The organism is Streptomyces sp. F001 (genome assembly GCF_004187715.1).
Lineage (GTDB): Bacteria > Actinomycetota > Actinomycetes > Streptomycetales > Streptomycetaceae > Streptomyces > Streptomyces flavusporus.
In genome coordinates this window covers 879,409-905,227 of record NZ_QZWF01000001.1, presented here as the reverse complement: position 1 = coordinate 905,227, position 25,819 = coordinate 879,409, and the positions used below count along the sequence as shown (strand labels likewise).

21 protein-coding genes and 3 pseudogenes are annotated in these 25,819 nt (G+C 70.8%); 17 read left to right on the top strand and 7 right to left on the bottom strand.

Features of this window, described 5'->3' with window-relative positions:
* Positions 1-28: 28 nt before the first annotated feature.
* A complete protein-coding gene (argH, locus tag StrepF001_RS04190; RefSeq protein WP_129796896.1) occupies positions 29-1,456 on the bottom strand; it encodes an argininosuccinate lyase in 1,428 nt (475 codons plus the stop codon).
* Between the two features lie 90 nt (positions 1,457-1,546).
* Positions 1,547-2,740, bottom strand: a complete 1,194-nt coding sequence (locus StrepF001_RS04185) for an argininosuccinate synthase (protein WP_129796895.1) — start codon at positions 2,738-2,740, stop codon at positions 1,547-1,549.
* Between the two features lie 189 nt (positions 2,741-2,929).
* On the opposite strand from StrepF001_RS04185, the gene StrepF001_RS04180 reads away from it, so the two are divergent.
* The 3 genes from StrepF001_RS04180 to StrepF001_RS04170 all read left to right on the top strand — a co-directional run bounded on the left by StrepF001_RS04180 (position 2,930) and on the right by StrepF001_RS04170 (position 5,295).
* Complete coding sequence (locus tag StrepF001_RS04180; protein ID WP_129796894.1) at positions 2,930-3,817, top strand: hypothetical protein; 888 nt, start codon at positions 2,930-2,932, stop codon at positions 3,815-3,817.
* A 110-nt stretch (positions 3,818-3,927) separates the two neighbouring features.
* The gene (locus StrepF001_RS04175) at positions 3,928-4,518 is read left to right on the top strand and encodes a pyridoxamine 5'-phosphate oxidase family protein (RefSeq protein ID WP_129796893.1); all 591 of its coding nucleotides are present in this window, start codon (positions 3,928-3,930) and stop codon (positions 4,516-4,518) included.
* A 75-nt stretch (positions 4,519-4,593) separates the two neighbouring features.
* A complete protein-coding gene (locus StrepF001_RS04170; protein WP_129796892.1) occupies positions 4,594-5,295 on the top strand; it encodes a L,D-transpeptidase family protein in 702 nt (233 codons plus the stop codon).
* 6 nt (positions 5,296-5,301) lie between these two features.
* On the opposite strand, the pseudogene StrepF001_RS04165 reads toward StrepF001_RS04170, so the two are convergent.
* Positions 5,302-6,594 (bottom strand): annotated as a pseudogene (locus tag StrepF001_RS04165) (transposase).
* Between the two features lie 160 nt (positions 6,595-6,754).
* On the opposite strand from StrepF001_RS04165, the gene StrepF001_RS04160 reads away from it, so the two are divergent.
* From StrepF001_RS04160 to StrepF001_RS04150, 3 genes and pseudogenes are all read left to right on the top strand, one after another.
* Positions 6,755-7,306, top strand: a complete 552-nt coding sequence (locus tag StrepF001_RS04160; RefSeq protein ID WP_240797278.1) for a TetR/AcrR family transcriptional regulator — start codon at positions 6,755-6,757, stop codon at positions 7,304-7,306.
* Positions 7,303-8,826: an MFS transporter gene (locus tag StrepF001_RS04155; RefSeq protein ID WP_129796890.1), complete on the top strand. Its 1,524-nt coding sequence runs from the start codon at positions 7,303-7,305 to the stop codon at positions 8,824-8,826. The genes StrepF001_RS04160 and StrepF001_RS04155 overlap by 4 nt, the downstream gene beginning before the upstream one ends.
* Positions 8,827-8,942: 116 nt before the next feature.
* A pseudogene (locus tag StrepF001_RS04150) lies at positions 8,943-9,443 on the top strand (AAA family ATPase).
* 2 nt (positions 9,444-9,445) lie between these two features.
* Here the strand turns inward: StrepF001_RS04150 and tnpB are convergent.
* Positions 9,446-10,693 carry an IS607 family element RNA-guided endonuclease TnpB gene (gene tnpB, locus StrepF001_RS04145; protein WP_240797277.1) on the bottom strand — a complete coding sequence of 416 codons (1,248 nt, stop codon included), beginning with the start codon at positions 10,691-10,693 and terminating at the stop codon, positions 9,446-9,448.
* 60 nt (positions 10,694-10,753) lie between these two features.
* Here tnpB and StrepF001_RS04140 point away from each other — a divergent pair, with 60 nt between their 5' ends.
* A complete protein-coding gene (locus StrepF001_RS04140; RefSeq protein ID WP_240797276.1) occupies positions 10,754-11,065 on the top strand; it encodes an ATP-binding protein in 312 nt (103 codons plus the stop codon).
* Positions 11,066-11,082: 17 nt separating this feature from the next.
* Here StrepF001_RS04140 and StrepF001_RS04135 read toward each other — a convergent pair whose 3' ends face one another.
* Positions 11,083-11,757 (bottom strand): lysophospholipid acyltransferase family protein, encoded by a 675-nt coding sequence (locus StrepF001_RS04135; RefSeq protein WP_129796888.1) that lies wholly within the window; start codon positions 11,755-11,757, stop codon positions 11,083-11,085.
* Positions 11,758-12,177: 420 nt separating this feature from the next.
* On the opposite strand from StrepF001_RS04135, the gene StrepF001_RS04130 reads away from it, so the two are divergent.
* The 3 genes from StrepF001_RS04130 to StrepF001_RS04120 all read left to right on the top strand — a co-directional run bounded on the left by StrepF001_RS04130 (position 12,178) and on the right by StrepF001_RS04120 (position 14,477).
* Positions 12,178-13,353, top strand: a complete 1,176-nt coding sequence (locus tag StrepF001_RS04130; RefSeq protein WP_129796887.1) for a glycerophosphodiester phosphodiesterase — start codon at positions 12,178-12,180, stop codon at positions 13,351-13,353.
* A 75-nt stretch (positions 13,354-13,428) separates the two neighbouring features.
* Positions 13,429-13,935, top strand: a complete 507-nt coding sequence (locus tag StrepF001_RS04125) for a sigma-70 family RNA polymerase sigma factor (RefSeq protein WP_129796886.1) — start codon at positions 13,429-13,431, stop codon at positions 13,933-13,935.
* Positions 13,936-13,979: 44 nt separating this feature from the next.
* Positions 13,980-14,477, top strand: a complete 498-nt coding sequence (locus StrepF001_RS04120) for a GNAT family N-acetyltransferase (protein WP_129796885.1) — start codon at positions 13,980-13,982, stop codon at positions 14,475-14,477.
* Positions 14,478-14,557: 80 nt separating this feature from the next.
* Here the strand turns inward: StrepF001_RS04120 and StrepF001_RS04115 are convergent, their stop codons facing one another.
* Complete coding sequence (locus tag StrepF001_RS04115) at positions 14,558-14,992, bottom strand: hypothetical protein (RefSeq protein ID WP_129796884.1); 435 nt, start codon at positions 14,990-14,992, stop codon at positions 14,558-14,560.
* Entirely contained in the window at positions 14,973-15,332 is a 360-nt protein-coding gene (locus StrepF001_RS04110) for a hypothetical protein (protein ID WP_129796883.1), read from the bottom strand. Before StrepF001_RS04110 ends, StrepF001_RS04115 begins: the two co-directional genes overlap by 20 nt.
* Positions 15,333-15,401: 69 nt before the next feature.
* Between StrepF001_RS04110 and StrepF001_RS04105 the strand changes: the two genes are divergently transcribed.
* From StrepF001_RS04105 to cobT, 7 genes and pseudogenes are all read left to right on the top strand, one after another.
* On the top strand, positions 15,402-16,052 hold the full coding sequence (locus StrepF001_RS04105; RefSeq protein WP_129796882.1) for an HAD family hydrolase: 651 nt from the start codon (positions 15,402-15,404) through the stop codon (positions 16,050-16,052).
* A 346-nt stretch (positions 16,053-16,398) separates the two neighbouring features.
* Positions 16,399-17,433, top strand: a complete 1,035-nt coding sequence (locus tag StrepF001_RS04100) for an ATP-binding cassette domain-containing protein (protein WP_129796881.1) — start codon at positions 16,399-16,401, stop codon at positions 17,431-17,433.
* On the top strand, positions 17,430-18,167 hold the full coding sequence (locus tag StrepF001_RS04095; RefSeq protein ID WP_165396154.1) for a methionine ABC transporter permease: 738 nt from the start codon (positions 17,430-17,432) through the stop codon (positions 18,165-18,167). The genes StrepF001_RS04100 and StrepF001_RS04095 overlap by 4 nt, the downstream gene beginning before the upstream one ends.
* A 120-nt stretch (positions 18,168-18,287) precedes the next feature.
* Positions 18,288-19,121, top strand: coding sequence for a MetQ/NlpA family ABC transporter substrate-binding protein (locus tag StrepF001_RS04090; RefSeq protein ID WP_129796880.1), 834 nt, complete (start codon positions 18,288-18,290; stop codon positions 19,119-19,121).
* A gap of 127 nt (positions 19,122-19,248) precedes the next feature.
* Positions 19,249-19,887 carry a GNAT family N-acetyltransferase gene (locus StrepF001_RS04085; protein ID WP_129796879.1) on the top strand — a complete coding sequence of 213 codons (639 nt, stop codon included), beginning with the start codon at positions 19,249-19,251 and terminating at the stop codon, positions 19,885-19,887.
* 115 nt (positions 19,888-20,002) lie between these two features.
* Positions 20,003-21,217, top strand: a complete 1,215-nt coding sequence (cbiE, locus tag StrepF001_RS04080) for a precorrin-6y C5,15-methyltransferase (decarboxylating) subunit CbiE (RefSeq protein ID WP_129796878.1) — start codon at positions 20,003-20,005, stop codon at positions 21,215-21,217.
* 365 nt (positions 21,218-21,582) lie between these two features.
* Positions 21,583-25,611, top strand: a pseudogene (gene cobT, locus StrepF001_RS47235) (nicotinate-nucleotide--dimethylbenzimidazole phosphoribosyltransferase).
* Positions 25,612-25,819 lie beyond the last annotated feature (208 nt).

Below are 25,819 nucleotides of genomic sequence, written 5' to 3'. Positions count from 1 at the left end.
GACCAACGTAACCCGCGATGCTCCCGTGTCACTTACGGGCGTTCGCCCACGCGTGCTGCGCGGTCACGTCCGCCTTGACCTCGGCCAGCTGGACGGCGACGGCACTGGGTGCCGTACCGCCGCGGCCGCTGCGGGAGGCGAGGGCGCCCGGCACGTTGAGGACGGAGCGGACCTCGGGGGTCAGGTGCGCGGAGATCTTCGCGAACTGTTCGTCGGTCAGCTCGTCCAGCTCCTTGCCCTCGGCCTCGGCGACCTTCACGCACTCGCCGGCGACCTCGTGCGCGACCCTGAAGGGCACGCCCTGCTTGACCAGCCACTCGGCGATGTCCGTGGCGAGCGAGAACCCGGCCGGGGCCAGCTCCTCCATGCGCTCGCGGTGGACGGTGAGGGTGGCCATCATCCCGGTGAAGGCGGGGAGCAGGACCTCCAGCTGGTCGATGGAGTCAAAGACCGGCTCCTTGTCCTCCTGGAGGTCGCGGTTGTACGCGAGCGGGAGCGCCTTCAGGGTCGCCATCAGGCCCGTCAGGTTGCCGATCAGACGGCCGGACTTGCCGCGCGCCAGCTCGGCGATGTCCGGGTTCTTCTTCTGCGGCATGATCGACGAGCCGGTGGAGAAGGCGTCGTGCAGGGTCACGAAGGAGAACTCCTTCGTGTTCCAGATGATGACCTCCTCGGCGATCCGGGAGAGGTTCACTCCGATCATCGCGGTGATGAAGGCGAACTCGGCGACGAAGTCACGGGAAGCCGTGCCGTCGATGGAGTTGCCGGCGCTGCCGTGCTCGAAGCCGAGGTCGCGGGCGACGGCCTCGGGATCGAGGCCGAGAGAGGAACCGGCCAGCGCGCCCGAGCCGTACGGGGAGACCGCCGTCCGTTCGTCCCACTGGCGCAGGCGTTCCGCGTCCCGGGACAGGGACTGCACATGCGCGAGGACGTGGTGGGCGAAGAGCACCGGCTGGGCGTGCTGGAGGTGCGTGCGGCCGGGCATCGCGACGTCGGGGTGCGCCTCGGCGAGGCCGATCAGGGCGTCCTGGAGGTCGGCGATCAGCCCGCCGATCACGCGGGCGTGGTCGCGCAGGTACATCCGGAAGAGGGTCGCCACCTGGTCGTTCCTCGACCGTCCCGCGCGCAGCTTGCCGCCCAGATCGGGGCCGAGGCGCTCCAGCAGGCCGCGCTCCAGAGCGGTGTGGACGTCCTCGTCGGCGATGGTGCCGGTGAACTCGCCGGACGCCACGTCCGCCTCGAGCCGGTCGAGCCCGGCGATCATACGGGTGAGCTCGTCCTCGGTGAGCAGCCCCGCCGTGTGCAGCACGCGCGCGTGCGCACGCGAACCGGCGATGTCGTAGGGCGCGAGCCGCCAGTCGAAGTGGACGGACGCGGACAGCTTCGCCAGGGCCTCGGCGGGACCGTCGGCGAAACGCCCGCCCCAGAGCCGTACGTCACCGCTGTTGCTGCTCACTTGCTCTGCTCCTCGGAGAATCGTGAATGTGCGACCGCCTCCCCACCCTTGCAGGTGAGGAGGCGGCTGTCAGGCCAGTACGTACGAGCCTCACGCCAGGTCGCGCTTGGCCGCGATCTTCGACGACAGGCTGTAGATGTCGATGAAGCCCTTGGCCGCGGACTGGTCGAAGGTGTCGCCCGTGTCGTAGGTCGCGAGGTTGAAGTCGTACAGCGACTCCTGCGAGCGCCGGCCGGTGACGACGGCGCGGCCTCCGTGCAGGGTCATCCGGACGTCGCCGGAGACGTGCTGGTTGGCCTCGTTGATGAAGCCGTCCAGGGCGCGCTTGAGCGGGGAGAACCACAGGCCGTCGTAGACCAGTTCGCCCCAGCGCTGCTCGACCTGCCGCTTGTAGCGGGCGAGTTCGCGCTCGACGGTGACGTTCTCCAGCTCCTGGTGGGCGGTGATCAGCGCGATCGCGCCCGGGGCCTCGTACACCTCGCGGGACTTGATGCCCACCAGCCGGTCCTCGACCATGTCGATCCGGCCGATGCCCTGGGCGCCGGCGCGCTCGTTGAGCTGCTGGATGGCCTGCAGGACGGTGACGGGCTTGCCGTCGATGGCGACCGGGACGCCCTCCTTGAAGGTGATGATCACCTCGTCCTCGTCGCGCGGCGTCGCCGGGTTCTGGGTGTACTCGTAGATGTCCTCGATCGGCGCGTTCCAGATGTCCTCGAGGAAGCCGGTCTCGACGGCGCGGCCGAAGACGTTCTGGTCGATGGAGTACGGGGACTTCTTGGTGGTCGCGATCGGGAGGTTCTTCTCCTCGCAGAAGGCGATGGCCTTGTCGCGGGTCATCGCGTAGTCGCGGACCGGGGCGATGCACTTCAGGTCGGGGGCGAGGGCGACGATGCCGGCCTCGAAGCGGACCTGGTCGTTGCCCTTGCCGGTGCAGCCGTGGGCGACCGTGGTGGCGCCGTGCTTCTTGGCGGCGGCGACGAGGTGCTTGACGATCGTCGGCCGGGAGAGGGCGGAGACCAGCGGGTAGCGGTCCATGTAGAGGGCGTTGGCCTTGATCGCCGGGAGGCAGTACTCCTCGGCGAACTCGTCCTTGGCGTCGGCGACCTCGGCCTCGACGGCGCCGCAGGCGAGCGCGCGCTTGCGGATGACGTCCAGGTCCTCGCCGCCCTGGCCGACGTCCACGGCAACGGCGATGACCTCGGCGCCCGTCTCCTCGGCGATCCAGCCGATGGCGACAGAGGTGTCCAGGCCGCCCGAGTAGGCGAGTACGACGCGCTCGGTCACGGGTTTCTCCTCACACTGCATTCGCTGACATGCATGAGTATGCAGGAGACTGCATGATTCGTCAATGCGGTGCCTGCGGGACCGGAAATCTCGTCGGCGGGTGAACATCCGAAACCGCTTTCCCGTACTTCCCACCGAACACCGGCGCCGGTTCTTTCACCACACCCCCGACCCAAGTGAGGCTTCCGCATGTCCAGGGCCCTTCCGAAGTACAACCAGCGCCGCGTCGCGATGATCGGCGGCGTGTCAGCGGTGGTGTTGTCCGGGGCGCTGATCGCCGGCTCCGCCTTGGCCGGAGAGACGCCCGAGAACGGCGCACAGGCGACGACGAAGGCGGCGGCCGGCACCATCAGCTGCCCCGAAGTGGCGTCCCAGCTGCCGGCGATCCCGGCCTCCGCGCAGGCCGAGGTCGACCGCAACCTCGCGCTGCTCACCACGCAGATCGACGAGGCCAACAAGCGCCTGAACGAAACCGTCGGGCAGGGCGGACCCAACTTCGTGCAGAACGCCATCCTCGGTCCGCTCGAGGACAAGCGCATCGCGACGCTGAACCGCATCGAGACCGCCATCGGCCGCGCCGCCGAGAAGCCCGAGGGCCTTGAGGCGTTCGCGACCTGCACGCTCGACGCCGGCGCAGGCGCCGGGGCGGGCGAGGGCGCCGGGGCCGGCGAGGATGCGGAGGCGGGCGAGGAGGACACCGCCACCGCGGAGCCGGAGGCCCCGGCCACGGAGGAGGCGGGCGGCGCCGAGGACGCGGGCGACGCGGCGGGCGGCAACACGGCCGCCGGCGCCATCTCCTGCCCCGACGTCGCCTCCCAGCTGCCGGCGATCCCGGCCTCCGCGCAGGCCGAGGTCGACCGCAACCTCGCGCTGCTCACCACGCAGATCGACGAGGCCAACAAGCGCCTGAACGAAACCGTCGGGCAGGGCGGACCCAACTTCGTCCAGAACGCCATCCTCGGCCCGCTCGCCTCCAAGCGCACCGCCGCCATCGACCGCATCGCCATCTCCATCGGCCGCACCGCCGAAAAGCCCCAGGGCCTCGACGCCCTGGCCACCTGCACGCTCACCGAGTGACGTGACAGGTACTGTGGCCGCCCCGTTGGAGCGCCGGCCGGGGCGGCCACCACAGGACTCGCCGACAACTCCTTAGGCAGGTGAACGATTTTGCGCGATAATCACCGGCCATGGGAAAGACATATGAGCGCATAGACGGCCGGCTCCGTACGTTCATCGAGGAGCAGCCCCTCTTCTTCACCGCGACCGCCCCGCTGTCCGGGGACGGCACGGTCAACCTCTCCCCCAAGGGCCTGAAGGGCTCCTTCGCGGTGCTGGACGAACACACCGTGGCCTACCTCGACTTCGCCGGCTCCAACGCCGAGACCGTCGCCCATCTGCGCGAGAACGGCCGGATCACCCTCATGTGGTGTGCCTTCCAGGGGCCGCCGAACATCGTCCGGGTGCACGGCCGCGGGGAGCCGGTGTTCCGCGACGACCCGCGGTTCGGGGAGTTGCTCGCCCGCTTTCCGGACGTCGACCCGAGCCCGCACGGGCTGCGGGCGATCGTCGTCGTGACGGCCGAACTCGTCCGGGACTCCTGCGGTTTCGCGGTCCCCCACATGTCGTACGACGGGGACCGCGACCTGCACGCCCAGCGCTTCGCGCGCGAGGACGACACCTCGCTCAGCGAGTACTTCGCCAAGAAGGACCACATCGCCAGGAGCCTGGACGGGCTGCCCGGCCTGCCGCTGCCCCTGCCGCCCGTCCGCCCGGCGTAATCACTTCGGACGTCCGCCCGCCCGAATGGCTCTTCCGAACTGCCGCTGTCCCTGCGGCCCGTTAGCTTCACAGGCATGCGCTCCGGTGTCACAGCCGTCCTGTCCGTCCTCACCTCCGCCGCCCTGCTCGCCGTCGCTCCGGCAGGAACCACCCCGCTGCCCGACCGGATGGCCGACACCGGCGGCGGCAGCCAGCTGATCACCGCCGTGGCCCCGCGGACCGGCTCGACGACGGGCACGCTCACCTGGTGGGACCGGCGGGACGGTCGCTGGGTGGAGGCCGGTTCCACGCCGGCCCGCTTCGGGGCGAACGGGCTTGCCGAGGGCGCCTCGCGGAAGCAGGGTACGAACACGACGCCGACCGGGCTGTACGACCTGCCGTACGCCTTCGGCATCGAGGCGGCGCCGCGCGGGACGGCGTACAAGTACCGTCCCGTACGGCAGAACTCCTGGTGGTGCCAGGACGTCCGGTCCCGGTCCTACAACCGGTGGACCGAGCCCCGCCCTGCCGACTGCCGGGCCACCGAGGCCGAGCACCTGGTGTCGTACGGGAGCCGGTACGCGCATGCCCTCGTCATCGGGTTCAACTACCGCAAGCCGGTGCGCGGGCGCGGCGCCGGGATTTTCCTGCATGTCAACGGGCGCGGGCCGACGGCCGGTTGTGTGTCCGTGCCGGCGGACGCCATGCGGCGGATCCTCCAGTGGGCCGAGCAGGCGCAGCGGCCGCACATCGCCGTGGGGACGGTGAGCGGCGGCACGGCGATCACTCGTTACTGACGTCAACTACCCATCGCTGAGCGATGGGCTTGCACGACGGGCGTCACTGGCGGTGACGCTGCGTTTGCGTCCAGTCCCACCGCCACGCTGACGTGGTGGTGGGGCAGGGGCGATTGACTGCGCCCCGCTTCGCCACAACTCCCACGCTCTCGCGCGGATGTTGCGGGAGCCTCCCCCACTCTCGGCTTCGCTCGAGCGGGAGGTGCCCCCATCGGTCCGCGTGATCAACGAATCCGCAGGACCGGCACGCGAACCAGGCCTGCGAGACCCGGTTCGCCCGGTCGATATGGCCGCACTCGGCGCAGGTGCGCGAGGTGTACGCCGGATCGACGTGCACCACCGGTACCCCGGCCCGGCGGGCCTTGTACGCGATGAACGCCCCCAGCTGCGCGAACGACCAGCTGGAGTGGGTGGCCCGTTGGGGCTTGCGAAGCCGTACCCGCTCGCGGATGCCCGTCAGGTCCTCCAGGGCGATCCCGCGACCGGTGCGTTCTGCCTCGGCCACCACATGTTTCGCGATCTTGTGGTTGATGTCCCGCGCCCGCCGCGACTCCTTGCGCCTGCGTCTCTTCAGCCGGCGCTTGGCGGACGGGGTGTTCTTCTTCTGCAGCTTGGTACGCAGCGTCCGCTCCCGCACCCGGATGCGGTTGAGCCCGCGTCCGGCCATGATCTCGCCATCACTGGTGGTGGCGGTGTTCACGACGCCCAGCCCAGGTCGAGGCCGAGGAAGTCCACCGGTTCCGTGTTCAGCGTTGCTTCGGGTACCTCGCAGGTGGCCAGGAGGAACCACATGCCGTCCCGGCATACCAGGTCGGACTCGCCCCGGCGGTACAGGGCCAGGGTGGCCAGCTGCTCGGGGGTGGCGGTGAACACCACGTCCTTGACCCGGCCCTGCACGGTCCAGATGGAGACCCGGCGTTCGGCGATCTGCCAGGACAGCATCCGGTCGTCGTAGGGCTGCGCGCCCTCCGGCCGGAAGGCGACCGGCTTCTCGGTGGCCCTGCGGTACCGCTTCGAGCCGGGTTTCCCGAGGTTCCCGGCCTTCAGGTTCGCCTTCAGCGTCGCGTAGGCGTCGCAGGTCTTCTTCACGACGTGCTGGGCGGCCTGGGCCCCCAGGTTCCACCGCGCCTTCACTTCGTCGTAGGTGAGCCTGCGCAGCGCGAAGTTCTTCTTCACATCGTTTTCGAAGGCCATGCAACTGACCCACGTGGCCGCCTCGTTGCAGGCGTGCAGGGTCGCCTCAAGTGCCGCCGCCTGCACGGGCGTCGGTAGCAGCTTCACCTGCACCACCAGCTTCACACCCGCGACGCCACCCCGCACTAGGCGGCCCCGCATTCGAGCACGGAAAACTCCACCCCCCTCCAGGCCGGCTTTCCTGGCGCTCTGCACCGGAGGGCAGTTGTGAGACATGCATGCCCGCAATGCGACAAGGATGTCTCATGTGGGCTATGGTTGTCTCATGGCCGTCGACCGAGACCACGTACTCCGCAGCGCCGCAGCCCTGCTGACCCGCAAATCCACCGCGACCATGGACGAGGTCGCCAAGGCCGCCGGAATCAGCCGGGCCACGCTGCACCGCCACTTCGCCGGGCGCGACGCGCTGGTCCGGGCGCTGGAGTCGCTCTGCCTCGCGGAGTGCGAGGCCGCGCTGGACGCGGCCCGCCTGGACGAGGGCAGCGCGAGCGACGCCGTACGGCGACTGGTGCGCGAGATCGAGCCCGCGGCCGGACTCCTCTCCTTCCTCTACAGCGAGAACCAGCTGTTCGAGGGTGAGGAGCAGAACGAGGGCTGGGCCCGGCTCGACGCCCGGGTCTCGGCCCTGTTCCGGCGTGGTCAGGACAGCAGAGAGTTCCGTATCGACCTGACCCCCGCCTGGCTCACCGAGGCCCTCTACGGCCTGATCGCCGCCGGGGCCTGGTCCGTCCATGACGGCAAGGTCGCAGCCAAGGACTTCCAGACCATGATCGTCGAGCTGCTGCTCGGCGGCGCACTGCGGAGAGAGGAATCATGACCAGCACCCTGCAGCCGGCGACCGCGACCGAGGCGGTGAAGCGCCCGGGCCGCTGGCTCGCGCTGTCCGTCCTCGTGCTCGCCGTGCTGCTGGTGGCCGTCGACGCCACCGTCCTCGGCCTCGCGACCCCGTACATCAGCGAGGACCTGCGGCCCTCCGGCACCCAGCTGCTGTGGATCGGCGACGTCTACTCGTTCGTCATCGCCGGTCTGCTCGTCTCCATGGGCAGCCTCGGCGACCGCATCGGCCGCAAGCGGATCCTGCTTGTCGGCGCGACGGCGTTCGGCGCGGTGTCCGTGCTCAACGCCTATGCGACGACGCCGGAGATGATGATCCTGGCCCGGGCGCTGCTCGGTGTCGCCGGTGCCACGCTGATGCCGTCCACGCTCGCCCTGATCCGCAACCTCTTCCACGACCCGCGCGAGCGCAGCCTCGCCATCGGCATCTGGGGCGCCACTGCCTCCGCCGGTACGGCGGTCGGCCCCATCGTCGGTGGTTTCCTGCTGGAGCACTTCTGGTGGGGATCGGTCTTCCTGATCAACCTGCCTGTGATGGCGGTGCTGGTCGTGGTGGGTATCAAGCTGCTCCCGGAGTCGCGCAATCCCGACCCCGGCCCGTGGGACCTGTACAGCGTCGTGCTGTCGCTGCTCGGCATGGTCGGCATCGTGTACGCCGTCAAGGAGGCCGCCGCGCACGGCTTCGGGTGGGCGGCGCTCGCCGCGGGCCTCGTGGGTGCGGCTGCCCTCTACTGGTTCGTCCGGCGCCAGCTGACCCTGCCCACCCCACTGCTGGACATGCGGCTGTTTGGCAATCGCGGCTTCAGCGGTGCGGTGCTGGCCGATCTGCTGACCGTCCTCGGCATGTCCGGCCTGGTGTTCTTCCTCTCCCAGTACCTGCAACTCGTGCAGGGCAGGCGGCCGTTCGAGGCGGGCCTGGCCGAACTGCCCGCCGCGATCGGCGCGGTGGCGGCCGGTCTGGTCGCCGGGCGGGCGGCCCGGCGTTTCTCGGTACGGGCCGTGGTCTCCGGCGGGCTCGCGGCGGTCGGCCTCGCACTGGCAGCGCTGACGGTGATCGACCAGTCCACCGGCTACCCACTGCTCGGCGCCGCGCTGCTGGTCGTAGGCATCGGCGCCGGCTTCTCCTTCACCGTGACCGCCGACGTGATCCTCTCCAGCGTGCCGAGGGAACAGGCGGGCGCGGCGTCGGCGGTCTCCGAGACGGCGTACGAACTGGGCGCTGCCCTCGGAATCGCCGTACTGGGTTCGATCGTGACAGGCGTGTACCAGGGTTTCACCGCTCCGGCGGGCACCCCGTCCGACGCGCATGAGTCGCTGGGCGGAGCGGTGGAGGCGGCGGCGGGGATGCCCGCGCAGGCGTCCGGGGTGATGCTGGATGCGGCCCGCGGTTCGTTCGTCGACGGCCTTGCCCTGGCGGCGGGAGCCGGGGCGGTCGTACTGCTCGCCGCGGCGCTGGCAGCGTGGTTCCTCCTTCGCGGCCAACGGCTGGACAACGCCGCCTAAGGGGCGCGGGGAACTGCGCGACAAGCCACCGACAACCCGCACTCGCCAACCGGTATAAGCCACCCCCACCGTCGGCTTTAAGCGCCTTTTCGCCCTCACCTGATGATCTTGGCCCCATGACCACCGCAGCCCCCGAGGGCAAACTCCTCGAAGAGGCCCTCTTCGAAGTCAAGCGAGTCATAGTCGGCCAGGACCGCATGGCGGAACGCATGTTCACCGCGGTCCTGGCCAGAGGCCACTGCCTCCTGGAGGGCGTACCGGGCGTAGCCAAGACGCTCGCCGCGAAGACCCTCGCTCATGTCGCCGGCGGCCGGTTCGCCCGGCTGCAGTTCACCCCGGACCTCGTCCCGTCTGACATCACCGGCACCCGCATCTAGCGCCCCTCCCAGGCGGCGTTCGACATCGAACCGGGCCCGGTGATCGCCAACGTCGTCTTCGCCGACGAGATCAACCGCGCCCCCGCCAAGGTGCAGTCCGCGCTCCTGGAGGTCATGGGCGAGCACCAGGTCTCCATCGGCGGTACCGCGCGCCGTTCCTGGTCCTCGCCACCCAGAACCGTTGCTGAGAGTCTCGGCAATTCTCGGCATTCCCAACCTTTCGGAAGTGAAGGTCCGTGACATCACCAAAGCGTGAGCGCTTCGGCTTGACGACGGTCTCTCGCTTCCGTCTGCCGCGGCTGCGGCAGGGTTGCGCCACCTGCCCGCGCCGCCTTGGCCTTGCGGCTGCGGCGGCTGGTGCGGGTCTTACGGTCGGCTCCACGAGGCTTCGGCGCCGTGGTGGCGCCCTGGTCTCCGGCCACTCCGGTACCAGTGGTTGCGGCCGCCGCGAGGGCGGCCAGGTTGCGTGCCGAGTTTTCGTCCCGGTCCATGACCAGGCCGCACGCGTCGCAGTGGAAGATCCGGACGTGCAGCGGCAGCTTGGCTTTCACCGCGCCGCAGCCCGAGCAGGTCTTGGAGGAGGGATACCAGCGGTCCGCCACGACGGTGCGGCAGGCGTTGCGTCGGCCTTTGTAGGTGAGCTGGCGGCGGATCTCCCCGAACCCGGCATCGGCGATCTTGCGCGCCAGGCGCCGGTTCTTGAGCATTCCGGCGACGTTGAGATCCTCGACCACCACGGTGCCGTACTCGCCGCGTACGGCGGTGGTGAGCTTGTGCAGGGCGTCCGTGCGCAGGTTTGCCACCCGGTGGTGCACCCGGTTGCGCTGGGCGTCGGCCTTCTCCCACCGCTTCGACGGTTTCTGCCCGGTGCGCTTGTCCGGGCCCTGCCGCCGTGAGACACGACGGGAATGGAACCTTAGTAGCTTGAGGGAGCCGTCCAGGTGCTTGGGGTTGGACTCGTAGCGGATCTCGCCCGTGCTGTCGGCCATCACCGCCAGGTGCTTCACGCCGAGGTCGACCCCGACCGTCGCGTCCGGGCGGGTGACACGGGTGATCTCCCGCTCGACCTCGGCCTGGAAGGAGACGAACCAGCGGCCGCGTTCGTGCCGGATCGTCGCGGACAGGATGCGCGCGGTCCCGGCCTGGAGGCGGGCCAGGAGTGTGTGGGCGGATTCGTGGGTCCGGATCGTGCTCAGCCGGGGCAGGGTCACGTGCCGCCCGTCCGGCTCGACGCGGATGATGCCGGTGGTGAACCGGCAAGCGAGGCGGGCCTTGTGCTTCGTCTTGCGGCGGGGCATGCCCACCCGCCGCCCCTTGCGCTTGCCCTGTTTGGACTTGGCATAGTTGTCGAACGCGGCGGCCGCGTTCGCCAGGCCGGTGCTGTATGCCTCCTTGGAGTTCTCCTGCCACCACTCGGCGAACCTGGGGTCGGCGGTCTTGATGCGGTTGAACTCCTTGCGCAGCGCGGGCAGTGACCACGGCCGCCGCAACGCTCCCGCCCTCGCCGACACCGACCTGGGCGCCGCGGCCGGCGAGGTGTGCCCGGCACGGTGATCACGGTCGCCGCGGGTCGCTCCGGATCCTGGCTCTGGACGGCCGTACAGGACGAGGGCCCCGGCATCCTCGCCGACGACCAGACCCGCGTCTTCGACTGCTTCTGGCGAGCGAGGGGCAACGGAGGGCATCGGGACCGGCACGCGGGGCTGGGACTGGCGATCGTGCGGCAGATCGTGGAGTCGCACGGGGGTCAGGTGCGGTTGTTCTCGAAGGTGGGGGAGGGCTCGACGTTCGTGCTGTGGTTGCCGGCGCCGGGCGCGGAGCATACGAACGGCGGGCCGCCCGAAGAGCAGCCCGCCGTCTGAAGCCTCGCGTCGAGGAGTTACGCCGCCTCTTTGGCCTTCGTGGCGTACATGTCCACGTACTCCTGCCCGGACAGCCGCATCACCTCGGCCATGACGGAGTCGGTGACGGCCCGCAGGACGTACCGGTCCCGGTCCATCCCCTCGTACCGCGAGAACTCCATCGCCTCACCGAACCGCACCGTCACCCGGCTCGGCCGGGGCATGCCCGCGCCACCCGGCTGGATCTTGTCGGTGCCGATCATGGCGAACGGGACGACCGGCGCCCCGGTCATCAGGGTGAGCCGCGCGATGCCGGTGCGCCCTCGGTACAGCCGCCCGTCGGGAGACCTCGTGCCCTCCGGGTAGATGCCGAAGACCTTGCCCTCCTCCAGCACCCGGCGGCCGGTCATCAGCGCCGCGACACCGCCCTTGCCGCCGTCCCGGTCGACCGGGATCATGCCGACGCCGGTGAAGAACCACGCCATCAGCCGGCCCTTGAAGCCCTTGCCGGTGACGTACTCGTCCTTGCCGATGAAGAACACCTGGCGGTGGCAGACCAGCGGCAGGATCATCGAGTCGATGAACGTGAGGTGGTTGCCGGCCAGGATGACCGGACCGTCGCCGGGGATGTGCTCCACGCCCTCCACCCGGGGGCGGAACATCAGGCGCATGATCGGACCGAGCACTGCCTTGATGAGCGCGAAGCGGGACAACGGACCCTCCGGTGTCAAGGGGATGCCAACGGGTGTCTGGTGGTGCCTAGGGATGTCAAGGGATTCGGTCTATGTCTGTGCAGGTGAGGACGATACTCGCGGCGGCACGGGTCGCGCACATCGGGGACATCGGGTTCACCGAGGCCTTACGCACTGTTGACGTACGTTTACCTGCGGTGGCGCGTCGGAGGCGGCGCGTAACCCGTACGCGACGATGTGACGGACATCGCGCGGGAGGCCTAACGCCCGGCTACCCCGGCGGCCGATGCCGATGCCGACGGGCCGTCATGAGGCGGCTGGAATACGTACCTCATACGACATCCAGCGTCATCCACGTGTTCGAACCGAGGCCTCCCGACAGACACGTCCACCCCCCTACGATCGGCGCGCACCGACGAGTCGACGGCAGGGAGGCCGCTGATGGGACCGCAGGAGTCGAACGAGCAGGCGCAGGAGAACGCCCCCAGCACCGGACGGCGGGCGCTCCTCGGCGCGGCCGTGCTCGGCGCGAGCGGAGCGGTCCTCGGTCTGTCCGGCACGGCGAGAGCCGATGCGCGACATGGAGGCCGCGGAATGAAGTCCCTGCCCGTGCCGACGATCGTCGCCCACCGCGGCGCCAGCGGCTACCGCCCCGAGCACACCCTCGGCTCGTACCAGCTGGCCCTCGACATGGGCGCCGACATCGTCGAGGCCGGCGACCTGGTGCCCACCAAGGACGGTCACCTCGTCTGCCGGCACGAACCGGAGATCGGCGGCACCACCGACGTCGCCGACCACCCCGAGTTCGCCGACCGCAGGACCACCAAGGTGCTGGACGGCGTCTCCACCACCGGCTGGTTCACCGAGGACTTCACGCTCGCCGAGCTGAAGACGCTGCGCGCGACCGAGCGCATCCCGGCCAACCGGCCGCACAACACCCTGTACAACGGCCGCTGGGAGATCCCCACCTTCGAAGAGGTGCTCCAGTGGCAGGAGGAGCAGACCCGCAAGCGCGGCAAGCAGGTCTGGATCTACCCCGAGCTCAAGCACCCCACCTACTTCCGCAAGCTGGGCCTCGGCCTGGAGGAGCGGGTCGCCAAGGTGCTGCGCAAGTACGGGCGCAACAAGTGGAACTCGCCGGTCATCCTCCAGTCCTTCGAGCCCACCAGCATCCAGCGCCTCAACAAGCTGGTCGACAACCCGCTCGTCGTCCTGCTGTCCGGCGCGAGCACCCGCCCCTGGGACTTCGTCGAGACCGGTGACCCCCGCACGGTCGCCGACCTGATCAAGCCGGCCGGCCTCAGGGAGATCGCCTCCTACGCGCAGGGCATCGGCCCCACCCTCGACCTCGTCATCCCGAAGGACGCCGCCGGCAAGCTCACCGAGCCGACCACCCTCGTCACCGACGCGCACAAGGTCGGCCTGGTCCTGCACCCCTGGACCCTGCGCAACGAGAACCCCTTCCTGCCGGCCGACTTCCGCAAGGGCACCGACGCGGACGCCTACGGCGATGTCTTCGGCGCCTACCGGGCGTACTTCGCGACCGGCATCGACGGCATCTTCACCGACCACCCCGACACCGGCCTGCTGGCCCGCGAGGACTTCGTCAACGGCTGAGCCCCCGGCCACCGTTCGGAGTGACAGTCGGCCGCCCGGGGCAACCCGCCGCCGGGCGGCCGCGTCGTGCCGCATATGACGCACGACCTGCTCACCACACTGCGCCCGCTGCTCGCCGCGGAAGCCTCCGCCGAGGCGCCGGCCGCCGGCACCGAACCCGGCGACCTGGAACAGGCGGTCTGGCTGCGCCTGCTGGAGCGCCTCGACGCCGACGGTCCGCCCCACGACCCCGAGCGCTGGCTGCGCAGGGCCGTCCGCTCGGAGGCCCGCCGCACCCGCCGTACCACCAGACTCGAGCGACCGTACGACAGTGAACCCGTCGACGACGGCGACCGTGGCCCCGAACAGCTCGCCCTCGCCGCCGCCCGCCGCCGCGCCCTGCGCGACGCGGTGCGCCGGCTGCCGGGCCGCTGCCCCACGCTCCTCGAAGCCCTTCTGTCGCCGAAGGACCTCACATACCGGGAAATCGCGGGGGAGTTGGGTATCTCACAGGGCAGCCTGGGGCCGGAACGTTCCAGATGTCTGGGATGTCTACGGCGATTGCTTGCAGCGGAGGTTGCGGCTCGCGAAGTGCGGGGATAGGAGTGGGGGACGACAGGCAACAGGTGAGCGGGAGGCGTGCACACATGGGCATGAGCGTGATCATCTCCGAGGCGACCGACCAGGACGCCGAGCAGATCTTCAAGCTGCAGTACCTGTGCTTCCAGAGCGAGGCCGCGCTGTACGGCAACTACCGCATCGACCCGCTCGTCCAGACCCTCGACTCCGTCCGCCAGGAGGTCGCCACCGACTGCGTGTTCGTGGCCCGCCTCGGCGACGAGGTGATCGGCTCCGTACGCGGCGCGGTGACCGAGGACGGCGCCGCCTCCATCAGCCGCCTGTGCGTCCACCCCCGCATGCAGGGCCACGGCATCGGCGCGAGGCTGCTGCGCGCGGCCGAGGCGGCACTCGCGGAGGAACGCGGCGCCAAGAAGTTCCGCCTCCACACCGGCCACCGCAGCGAGAGCAACCTGCGCCTGTACCGTCGGGTCGGCTACGAGACGGTGGGTACGTCGGAGGGCACGGACGGGGTACCGATGATCGTCCTGGAGAAGAAGGCCGGGACGTACGCGACCACTGCTTGACGAACGTCAGGGCCAACGCCGCCAAGGGGCGCGGGGAACTGCGCGACAAGCCACAGACAACCCGCACCCGCCAATGGCGATCAACCCCGCAGCTCGCGACGCGACTTCCGCAGCCAGTACAACGCGGAAACCGGCAACAGAACCGGAATGAACAGATACCCCATGCCGAAGTCGGACCACACGGTCGCATCGGGGAAGGCCGACGGCTCCACCAGCGTCCACGTACCGACGACCAGCACACCCACCAGCTCGGCGGCGCAGCACACCACCGCCGCCCGACGAGCCGTCTCCCCGCCCCGCACCAGCGAGTACGTGATGAACCCGTACACGACTCCCGCAACCGCCGACAGCGAATAGGCAAGCGGTGCCCGGTCGAACTCGGTCGCGATCTGGTACCCGGATCGCGACACCGCCCCCACGACCATCACGCCGTACAACCACACGAGCAGCACGCCGGGCCCACTGATCAGCCGTGTCCTGGTCGTCGTGGCCACCTCAGCCTCCCCAGATGTCATAGAGCCGCACCTCCAGGACGGCCAGCACCACACCGCCGGCGGCCACCGTCACCGACCCCCACCGCGTCCGCTCCGCCAGCGACATGAACCCTGCGGCCGGGATGCACGCGAACGCCCCCAGCAGGTACGCCACGAAGATCGTCGTCCCCTGCTCCGGCTTCTCGCCCCGTGCCAACTGCACGACCCCGACGACCAGCTGGACCAGCGCCAGCACCGACACCACGGCCATCCCGATGAAGTGCCAGTCCTTCGTCGGCTGATCACGGTACGCGGCCCAACCGCACCACGCGGCGAGCAGTAGCGCGGCGACACCGGTCGCCAGCGTCAGGGCATCAAGCATGCAGCGACCCTATTACGGGCCAAAAGGCCTGATGCTGCCACCCCCGCGGTGCCCCGTAGGGTCGGGGCCATGAAGATCCGCGCTGAAGCACTCCTGTTCGACAATGACGGCACCCTCGTCTCCTCCCTCGACTCCGTGAACCGCTGCTGGACCCGGTGGGCCGGGGAATACGGCCTCACGGCCGAGCACTTCGCGCAGATCGAACTGCACGGGCGTACCGCCGCCGAGATAGCCGCCGACCTGCTGCCCGCCGATGTCGTGCCGGAGGCCGTCGCGCGGATCGAGAAGCTGGAGGTGGAGGACGTATCCAACGGAGGCGTGCGCCTGCTGCCGGGTACCAAGGCCTTCCTCGACTCCCTCCCCGCCGACCGCTGGGCCGTCGTCACCTCCGCCACCCGCCGGCTGGCCGAGGCCCGTCTCGACGCCGTCGGCGTCCTCCCCAAGACCCTGATCGCCGCCGACGATGTCACCCGCGGCAAGCCCGACCCCGAGCCCTACCTGCTCGCCGCCCGTGAACTCGGCGTCGACCCGGCCCGCTGCGTCGTCTTCGAGGACGCCCCCGCCGGACTCCAGGCCGGCCGCGCCGCCGGGATGACCACCGTGGCCTTGGCCACAACCCACCAGGCCCATGAGCTGACCGCCGACCTGGTGGTGAAGGACCTCTCGGCCCTGTCCGCGCTGGTCACCGCCGCGGGCGTGGAGATCTCCGTCCGGGACTGACGACTGTCCACCGCTGTCCGGCATGCGGACAGCGGTTCTCGGATGCGTTCATACGTCTGCTTTACTGATCGCATGACCACGACGAGCAGCCGCATCCCTGCGACCGAGGCGACCATGACGCCCGGTGCTCGCTGTATGTGTCGAATGTGCGCCTTCTAGAGGGCCCCTGCACCCCCTGAGCCTCGCGCCCCGAAGCGAGCCGCCGTGGCATGTCCGTACGCCCCTGTCCGTACGTGACCCAGCCTCCTCCACTGCCTGAACGGCGTGGGGGCACCCCCATCGCGCACCTCTTACCTCCGTACCGGGGCACACCCACGCCCGCGTACTCGACAGTGACGGAAACCACGTGATCACCATCTCGGGCCTGACCAAGGTCTACCGCTCACGCGGCCGCGAGGTCACCGCCCTCGACGGCGTCGACCTGCACGTCCGCGAAGGCGAGGTGTACGGCGTCATCGGCCAGTCCGGCGCCGGCAAGTCCTCGCTCATCCGCTGCATCAACCTCCTCGAGCGCCCCACCTCCGGCACGGTCACCGTTGCGGGCCAGGACCTCACCGCGCTCGCCGGCCGCGGACCCCGCGCCGGCAAGGAACTCCGGCGGGCGCGCAGCCGGATCGGCATGGTCTTCCAGCACTTCAACCTGTTGTCCACCCGGACCGTGCAGGACAACGTCGAGCTGCCGCTCGAAATCCTCGGCACCTCGGGCAAGGAGCGCTCCCGCAAGGCACTTGAGCTGCTCGACCTGGTGGGCCTGGCGGACAAGGCCAAGGCCTACCCGGCCCAGCTCTCCGGCGGCCAGAAGCAGCGGGTCGGCATCGCCCGCGCCCTGGCCGGCGACCCCAAGGTGCTGCTGTCCGACGAGGCCACCAGCGCCCTCGACCCGGAGACGACCCGCTCGATCCTGAAGCTGCTGCGCGACCTCAACCAGCAGCTCGGTCTGACCGTCCTGCTCATCACCCACGAGATGGACGTCGTCAAGAGCATCTGCGACTCGGCCGCCCTGATGGACAAGGGCCGCATCGTCGAGTCCGGCACCGTCAGCGAGCTGCTCGCCACCCCCGGTTCGGAGCTGGCCTCCGCGCTCTTCCCGGTGGGCGGTGAGGCCTCCGCCGACGACCGCACCGTCCTCGACGTCACCTTCCACGGAGAGGCCGCCACCCAGCCCGTCATCTCCCAGCTGTCGCGCACCTACAACATCGACATATCGATCCTCGGCGCCGCCATCGACACCGTCGGCGGCCTCCAGGTCGGCCGGATGCGCATCGAACTGCCCGGCCGCTACGAGGACAACGTCGTCCCGATCGGTTTCCTTCGCGAACAGGGCCTGCAGATCGACGTCCTGGGCGACGAGCCCGTACTGGTGAAGGAAGGTGCCAAGTGACCTGGTCCGAGATGCAGCCCCTGCTGGAGCAGGCGTGTACCGAGACCCTGATCATGGTCGGCTGGTCCACCCTGATCGCGGTCGTCCTCGGACTGCCCATCGGTGTCCTGCTCGTCCTCACCGACAAGGGCGGCCTGCTGCAGAACACCGTGGCGAACAAGGTCATCGGGCAGATCGTGAACATCGGCCGCTCGTTGCCGTTCATCATCCTCATGGTCGCGCTGATGAGCTTCACCCGCTGGGTCACCGGCACCACCATCGGCAGCGAGGCCGCCATCGTGCCGCTCGCCATCGGCGGCATCCCGTTCTTCGCCCGCCTGGTCGAGACGGCCGTCCGCGAGGTGGACCACGGGCTCGTCGAGGCCGTCCAGTCGATGGGCGGCAACACCTGGACGATCGTCCGCAAGGTCCTGGTCCCTCAGGCGCTGCCCTCGCTGATCGCCAGCACGACGACCACGGTCATCGCCCTCATCGGTTACTCGGCCATGGCCGGCACCGTCGGTGGCGGCGGCCTCGGCGACCTCGCCGTCCGCTACGGCTACCAGCGCTTCGAGACCGGCCTGATGTGGATCACCGTGGCGCTTCTCGCCGTCGTGATCGCGCTCATCCAGTTCGCAGGCGACTACGCGGCCCGCTCCCTGCACCGCCGCGGCGCCCGCTCCGGCCCCGGCCCCAAGCTCCGCCTGCTGAAGGCGAAGGAGCCGGCCGCAGCCGACGTCGGCAAGGTCGCCTGAGCATCCAAGACCCCCCCGTACGCCCACCCGTCGCCCGACCACCACCCCTCAACGACGGCGCTCCGCGCCGACACCCCTTGCTCCAAGGGGTCGCTCCACCCATAAGGAAAGGCACTTTTCGTGCGTAACACCGCCAAGATCACCACCGCCGCCCTCGCTGTCGGAGCCCTCACCTTCGGGCTCACCGCATGCGGCTCCTCCGACAGCGGCTCCGGCTCCGCCGACGCCGACGGCCCCCTGGTCGTCGCCGCGAGCCCCACCCCGCACGCCGAGATCCTCACCTTCGTCAAGGACAACCTGGCGAAGGACGCGGGCCTCGACCTGGAGGTCAAGGAGTTCACCGACTACGTCACGCCGAACACGGCGACGGAGGACGGCTCGGTCGGCGCCAACTACTTCCAGAACCAGCCGTACCTCGACGACTTCAACAAGAAGAACGGCACCCACATCGTGCCCGTCGTCACGGTCCACCTGGAGCCGCTCGGCCTCTACTCCCACAAGACCAAGAGCGCCGACGACCTGAAGAGCGGTGCCACCATCGCCGTTCCGAACGACACGGTCAACGAGGCGCGGGCGCTGAAGCTGCTCGCCGACAACGGCCTGATCACCCTCAAGGACGGCGTGGGCAACGAAGCGACCCCCGCGGACATCACCAAGAACCCGAAGAACCTCGAGTTCAAGGAGCTGGAGGCGGCCCAGACCCCGCGCTCCCTCGACGACGTGGACGCCGCGGTCGTCAACGGCAACTACGCCATCGAGGCCGACCTCGAGCCCGCCGACGACGCCCTCGTCCTGGAGTCCGCCGAGGACAACCCCTACGGCAACTTCCTCGCCGTCAAGGAGGGCGACGAGGACGACCCGCGCGTGAAGAAGCTCGCCGAACTCCTCACCTCCGCCGAGGTCAAGAAGTTCATCGAGAACGAGTACGACGGCTCCGTGATCGCCTCCTTCTGACGGTCCCGCGCCGCACGGGGTCCCCTCCCTCACCGGGAGGGGACCCCGTGGTGCGGTTCGGTGCTTTCATGCTGCATGCTGGGCAGTTCAGCAGGCCCTGACGGTTCGAAGGCTACGGAGCGGCGTCATGACGAGCACCTTCCCCAACATCTCCATCAGCACGGAGCGGTTGGTGCTGCGCCCCTTCGACGAGGACGACATCCCCGCCCTGGCCGAGATGATGAACGACGAGCAGGTCATCGCCTGGACCGACGTGGGCCAGCCCTTCACCGAGGACGACGCACACACCTGGATCACCGAGTACGCGCCCACCGAGCGCAGCACCGGCCGCGGCCTCGCCCTCGCCGTCACCGAGTTCCTCACCCAGCGCCTGGTCGGCGTCATCCGGCTCGCCCGCACCGACTGGCATGTGCGTTCCACCGAGATGTCCTACATCGTCGCCCCCTGGGCGCGCGGCGAGGGCTACGCCTCCGAGGCCGCGCTCGCCACCGCGCAATGGCTCCTCGGGGACCAGAAGTTCGAACGCATCGAACTGCGCACCGCCGCCGACAACACCGCCTCGCAGCAGGTGGCCCAGAAGATCGGCTGCATCAGCGAGGGCGTCCTGCGCGGCGCCTGCATAGCGCGCGCCCGCACCGCCGACGACACCTGGACCGAGGTGCGCACCGACTACATCGTGTGGAGCCTGCTGCCCGAGGACCTGGAGGGCGCGGCCGAGCAGCTGGCCGACACCGGGGGTTTCACGTCGTACTCGGACTGGAACTGATGCCACGGGCGACCGCGCCCCGGCGCGCCCCGCGACCACCAGGTACGCTCACGGAGCCCGCCTGCCCGCGGGCCACACCCGACGACCTGCGCAAACACCCTGGAGACTGACGACGATGGCCGACCGGGTCACGGTGATCGGCTGGGACGGCTCTCCGCTGACCGCCGCGGCACGCGCCGCCCTGGGCGCCGCCACCCTGGTGGCCGGTGCCGCCCACCACCTTGCGCTCACCGAGGTGCCCCGCACCGCCGAGCGCATCCGCCTCGGCAGCGTCGCCCTCGCTGCCCGCCGTATCGCCGCACACCGCGGCACCGCGGTCGTGCTCGCCGACGGCGACCCCGGCTTCTTCGGTGTCGTACGCACCCTGAGGGCGCCCGAGTTCGGCCTGGAGGTCGAAGTCGTCCCGGCCGTCTCCTCGGTCGCCGCTGCTTTCGCCCGCGCCGGAATGCCCTGGGACGACGCGCAGGTGGTCGTCGCACACCGCCGCACCCTGCGACGTGCGGTGAATGTATGCCGGGCCCACACCAAGGTCGCGGTTCTCACCTCACCCGGCGCGGGCCCCGCCGAACTCGGCCTGCTCCTGGACGGAATCCACCGCACCTTCGTCATCTGCGAGGAACTCGGTACCGGGCGCGAGCAGGTCACCGTCGTCACGTCCGACAAGGCCGCCGACCACACCTGGCGCGACCCCAACGTCGTCATCGTCATCGGCGGCCCGGCCGGCCCGGTCGGCGCGGGCGACGGCTGGATCGCCGGCCGCGGCCCGGGCGCGGGCCCCCGTGGCTGGACCCTGCCCGCCGAGGCGTACGAGGGACGGCTCGGCGAGGGCGAGACCGAAACGCTGCGCGCGGCCCAACTCGCCCGCCTCGGACCCCGCGTCGGCGACCTGGTCTGGGACATCGGCTGCGGCAGCGGCGCTTTCGCCACCGAGGCCGCCCGGGCCGGCGCCGCCGTCATCGCCGTCGACCGGGACCCCGGCGCCTGCGCCCGCACCGAGGCCGCCGCACGCCGCTTCGGCGTCCAGCCCCAGATCGTCCACGGCACCGCCCCGCACGTCCTGGAGAACCTGCCCGAACCGGACGTCGTCCGGGTCGGCGGCGGGGGAGCGGCCGTGGTCTTGGCGGTCGCCGACCGCCGCCCGCAGCGCATCGTCAGCCATGCCTCCACCCGGGACGAGGCCGAACTCGTCGGCCGCGATCTGACCGAGCACGGCTACGAGGTGGAGTGCGCACTCCTGCAGTCCGTCGAACTCGACACCAGGGCCTGGACGGAGAAGGAACGGAGCGTCGCGTTCCTGCTCAGCGGTGTGCTGCCCGATCGCACGTCCTGATGCCGGTTCCGTCCCCGTGATCCGGTTGTCGTACCGCGCGCGGTAGGCTGGCCGATCGTTGTACCGCACTCGGACGCCCGACGCTTCGTCGGTCAATGTCCGGAAAACACACCCGTTTTGGGTGGGGTGTGGTACGGCAGAACCGGAGGACGCGCAACGTGGCGCAGTCCACAGCGGGCCGTCGCGGATCAGGCTGACGTGGCGGAGGGACGACCGCGACAATGCCACTGAATGGCTTTGTCGCCTTTTCCGGCGGGTCGTTCGTGCCGCTGGGCACGCACGCTCGTTCTTCACTACGGGGCGGTCGGTGCGCCGTTCCGGGTGAGCTGGTCGTAGGAGCATCAACCGATGGGCGAGGGGTACGCATGACTGACACCGGCCAGGTCCCGGGCGAGGGGCTGCCGGAGAACGCAGGCATGGTGGAGCAGCCGGGCGTCCCCGCGCCCAGCGCGTACACCTACCTCTCCGAGACGCCCGCGGAAGACGAAGACCTGCTCCTCCCCGGCGCCCAGGGCGCCTGGGGCAACGAAGTGGCTCCACCCCCGCCCGAGCCGGTCGTCGAGGCCCTCCACGAACCCGACGCGCACGAGATGTCCGGCCGCGACAGCGGTGCGGTCGACCTCGGCGGGGTCCGGCTGCCCGACCCCACCCCGCCGTCGACACCGGCCGCGCCGTCGACCCACCGGCGTCCGCTGCACCTCGGCCCGCCGATCCCCGACGCCTCCGCGAGCCCGGTCCGCTCCCTCGCCGACCGCGGCCCCGCGGGTGTGCCGGCGCGCCAGCCGAGCCCGCCGACCTCCGGCCCCGAGTACCTCGACGTCCCTCGCGTGCGCGAGATGCCCCCGCAGGGCGCGGTGCCGTGGGGCGGCCAGGCCCATGCCCAGACGCCGGTCGGCGAGGAGGCGACGCCTGCGGAAACGGTTGTCCCCGCCACACCTCACCAGACCGAGCCGGTGGGCGCCGCACAGGCCGCGGTGACCCGACTCGCGACGGAGGCCGTGGGGGCCTTCGGTCACAACGAGGCGTACGCCTCGCAGACGTGGCCGGCGGCTGAGGGGACGTCGCCCGCGGGCGCGGGGGAGGCGCTGGGCGGCGTGTCGGAGTCGGGGGCGGAGAGCCTTCCGGGACCGCGTCTGCCGCGGGCTCCGACCAGGCGGCCGTGGCTCAGGCTGACGGGCTCGTCGGCCAGGTGCCGGGGGCGTGGGGGCCTCGGGTGCTGGGCATGGGGAGGGTTCTGTGCACGGCGCGGGTGCTGGGCACGGGGACGGCTCCCTGCCGGCCACGGGTGCCGGACATGGGCAGCCCACGGGTGCTGGACATGGTGCCGGGGCCGCGCAGTCACCGGATGCCGGACAGGCCGTCGCGGCTGCCGAGACGGCGGGCGCCGGCTCCGGACAGTTCCCGGATGCCGGAACCAGCGCCCTTGAACCCCCCCAGGTCGTAGAAGCCGCTCCCGCACCCGACGGGACTCCTGAGCAGGCGATGGCCGCATCCGAGGTCGCGCAGATGCCGGAGACCGCGGCGCCCGAGTCCGCGCCGGAAACCGGCACGCCCGAAGCGGCGCAGGCTGCTGCGACGGCTGCCCCTGATTCGGCCCAGGCTGCTGCCACGGATGCCTCCGATTTGGCGCAGGCTCCTGCGACCGCCGCCCCCGACGTGCTGCAGGCCTCTGGGCCCGAGCAGGCTGCATCGGACGTGCTGCAGGCCTCTGGGCCCGAGCAGGCTGCATCGGACGTGCCGCAGGTCTCCGGGCCCGAGCAGGCTGCATCGGACGTGCTGCAGGCCTCTGGGCCCGAGCAGGCTGCATCGACCGCGCCGCAGGCTCCCGGGCCCGAGCAGGCTGCATCGGCCGCGCCGCAGGCCGCCGAGCCCGAACAGGCCGCCCCGATGCGCCGCAGGCCCCGCCTCCGCCGTAGCCGACAGCGCACCCGAGGCCCCCGCGCCCGCGCAGCTCTCGGACACGGCCCCGGCGCCCCCGCCGTCACGGACGCCGCGCAGCCCCAGCCCACGGACGCTCCCCCCGCTCCCGTTGCGGCCACCTCCACCGAACCGTCGTCCCCCCAACCCCCGACGCCGATCAGCAACAGGCCCTGCAGACGGCCGAGGCCACGCCACCCGTGCAGGACGCGCAGCCGGGTGCCCCGGCCGGGGAGGCTCACGACGTGACCGGTCCCTCCGCCACAGACCCCTCCGCCCCCGTCACGGACCACACCGCCGACCAGCTTGCAGCGGAGCGCCCCGTTCCGCAGCCCGAGCCCACGGCGGACGCGGCCGCAGCCACGCCTGCCCCGGAGGCGACCCCCGCCCCGGCCCAGCAGCCCGCGGAGGCGCAGCCGCAGGACGTGGCCGCGGCCGGTCTCCCGCCGGAGCCTCAGCCGGACCAGCCCGTGGGCCGGTTCATCCCGGTGGAGGGCTCGCTGCCGACCACCCCGCACCTGGCTCCCACCCCGCCGCACCCTGTCGTCCTCCCCACGCAGGAGCAGGGGGCCGAGATCCCGGCGAGTCCCGAACCCGTGGCCACCGTCCCGGCCCCCCGCGAGGCCGACACGGAGCCGGCCCCCGAACTCGCGGAACTCGTACAGCACGCGGAGGACCTGGACACCCGGGTCGCCGACCAGGAAGAGGGCACGGCCGAAGTGGCAGAAGCGCGGCAGTCCACCGGCCCGGCCGCGCCCCCCTACGACGACGCCGAGCGCGAGGCCGTACTGAAGGTCATGCGCGAGCGCCGTGACATCCGCAACGGCTTCCGCAGCGACCCCATCCCGCACGAGGTGCTCCTCCGCGTCCTGGAGGCCGCCCACACCGCACCCTCCGTGGGCCATTCGCAGCCCTGGGACTTCGTGGTCATCCGCTCCGCCGAGACCCGGCGCGCGATGCTCGACCTGGCCATGCGTCAGCGCGACGCGTACGCCAAGTCGCTGCCGAAGGGGCGGGCGAAGCAGTTCAAGGAACTGAAGATCGAGGCGATCCTCGACACCCCGGTGAACATCGTCGTCACCGCGGACCCGACCCGCGGCGGTCGCCACACCCTGGGCCGGCACACCCAGCCGCAGATGGCGCCGTACTCCTCCGCGCTCGCGGTCGAGAACCTCTGGCTCGCTGCCCGCGCCGAGGGCCTCGGCGTCGGCTGGGTCAGCTTCTTCGACGAGCGTGAGATGGTACGCGCTCTCGGTCTGCCCGAGCACCTGGAGGTCGTCGCCTACCTGTGCGTGGGGTACGTCGACGAGTTCCCGGACGAGCCGGAGCTGATGCAGGCGGGCTGGTCCAAGCGCCGCCCGCTGTCGTGGGTCGTGCACGAGGAGACGTACGGCCGCCGCGCCCTGCCCGGCGAGGAACCGCACGACCTGCTCGGCGAGACCGTCGCGCAGATCCGCCCGCTGGACGCCAAGGCGCTCGGCGAGGCGTGGGAGCGGCAGAAGCGGATGACCAAGCCGGCCGGTGCGCTCGGCATGCTGGAGATCATCTCCGCGCAGCTGTCCGGGCTGTCCCGCCAGTGCCCGCCGCCGATCCCGGAGCCCGCGGCCGTCGCGATCTTCGCCGGCGACCACGGTGTGCACGCCCAGGGCGTCACCCCCTGGCCGCAGGAGGTCACCGCGCAGATGGTGGCCAACTTCCTCGGCGGGGGAGCGGTCTGCAACGCCTTCGCCAGCCAGGTGGGTGCAGAGGTCTGCATCGTCGACGTGGGCGTCGCCGCGGAGCTTCCGGCCACCCCGGGCCTGCTGCCCCGCAAGGTCCGCCCGGGCACGGCCGACATGACCACCGGCCCGGCGATGACCCGCGAGGAGGCCAGGCAAGCCATCGAGGTGGGTATCGAGACCGCCCGCGACCTGGTGTCGGCCGGCAACAAGGCCCTGCTCACCGGCGAGATGGGGATCGCCAACACAACGGCCTCGGCGGCCCTGATCTCGGTGTTCACGGACACCGACCCGGCGGAAGTGACCGGCCGTGGCACCGGCATCAACGACGAGACCCTCGCGCGCAAGACGGAGGTCGTGCGCCGCGCCATCGAGCTCCACCAGCCCGACCCGGCCGACCCGATCGGCGTCCTCGCCGCGATCGGCGGCCTCGAACACGCCGCCATGGTCGGCCTCCTCCTCGGCGGAGCGTCCCTTCGTACGCCGGTGATCCTGGACGGCGTCAGCGCCGGTGCCGCGGCCCTGGTCGCCCGCGCGATCGCCCCCGAGGTCCTCGCCGCCTGCATCGCAGGCCACCGCAGCGCCGAGCCCGGCCACGTGGCGGCCCTCAACAAGCTCGGCCTGCGCCCCCTGGTCGACCTCGACCTCCGCCTGGGTGAGGGCACGGGCGCCCTACTGGCCCTCCCGATGGTCCAGAGCACGGCGAGAGCAATGCATGAGGTGGCGACGTTCGATTCAGCGGGGGTCACCGAGAAGTAGCGGCCCCTGAGCCGACGCGAGGCGGACGCCGGTTCGTACGGAGTTCCGTGGGCAGCGCCGGTTCGTACAGCGGCCGTGGGGGTTCGCACAGGGTCCGTGGGCAACGCCGTGGGTCCGGTGGGCAACGCCGTGGGTCCGTGGGCAGTCGTTCCGCAGGGTGATGAGGGTGCCCCGCTCGAGCGAAGCCGAGAGTGGGGAGGGTGGGCAC

Coding starts and splice junctions, on each gene's coding strand:
- StrepF001_RS04120 (WP_129796885.1), top strand. CDS start 13,980: ATGGGCATGAGCGTGATCATCTCCGAGGCGACCGACCAGGACGCCGAG.
- StrepF001_RS04125 (WP_129796886.1), top strand. CDS start 13,429: ATGACGCACGACCTGCTCACCACACTGCGCCCGCTGCTCGCCGCGGAA.
- StrepF001_RS04130 (WP_129796887.1), top strand. CDS start 12,178: ATGGGACCGCAGGAGTCGAACGAGCAGGCGCAGGAGAACGCCCCCAGC.
- StrepF001_RS04085 (WP_129796879.1), top strand. CDS start 19,249: ATGACGAGCACCTTCCCCAACATCTCCATCAGCACGGAGCGGTTGGTG.
- StrepF001_RS04105 (WP_129796882.1), top strand. CDS start 15,402: ATGAAGATCCGCGCTGAAGCACTCCTGTTCGACAATGACGGCACCCTC.
- StrepF001_RS04170 (WP_129796892.1), top strand. CDS start 4,594: ATGCGCTCCGGTGTCACAGCCGTCCTGTCCGTCCTCACCTCCGCCGCC.
- StrepF001_RS04160 (WP_240797278.1), top strand. CDS start 6,755: ATGGCCGTCGACCGAGACCACGTACTCCGCAGCGCCGCAGCCCTGCTG.
- StrepF001_RS04175 (WP_129796893.1), top strand. CDS start 3,928: ATGGGAAAGACATATGAGCGCATAGACGGCCGGCTCCGTACGTTCATC.
- StrepF001_RS04115 (WP_129796884.1), bottom strand. CDS start 14,992: ATGACATCTGGGGAGGCTGAGGTGGCCACGACGACCAGGACACGGCTG.
- StrepF001_RS04110 (WP_129796883.1), bottom strand. CDS start 15,332: ATGCTTGATGCCCTGACGCTGGCGACCGGTGTCGCCGCGCTACTGCTC.
- StrepF001_RS04155 (WP_129796890.1), top strand. CDS start 7,303: ATGACCAGCACCCTGCAGCCGGCGACCGCGACCGAGGCGGTGAAGCGC.
- StrepF001_RS04180 (WP_129796894.1), top strand. CDS start 2,930: ATGTCCAGGGCCCTTCCGAAGTACAACCAGCGCCGCGTCGCGATGATC.
- cbiE (WP_129796878.1), top strand. CDS start 20,003: ATGGCCGACCGGGTCACGGTGATCGGCTGGGACGGCTCTCCGCTGACC.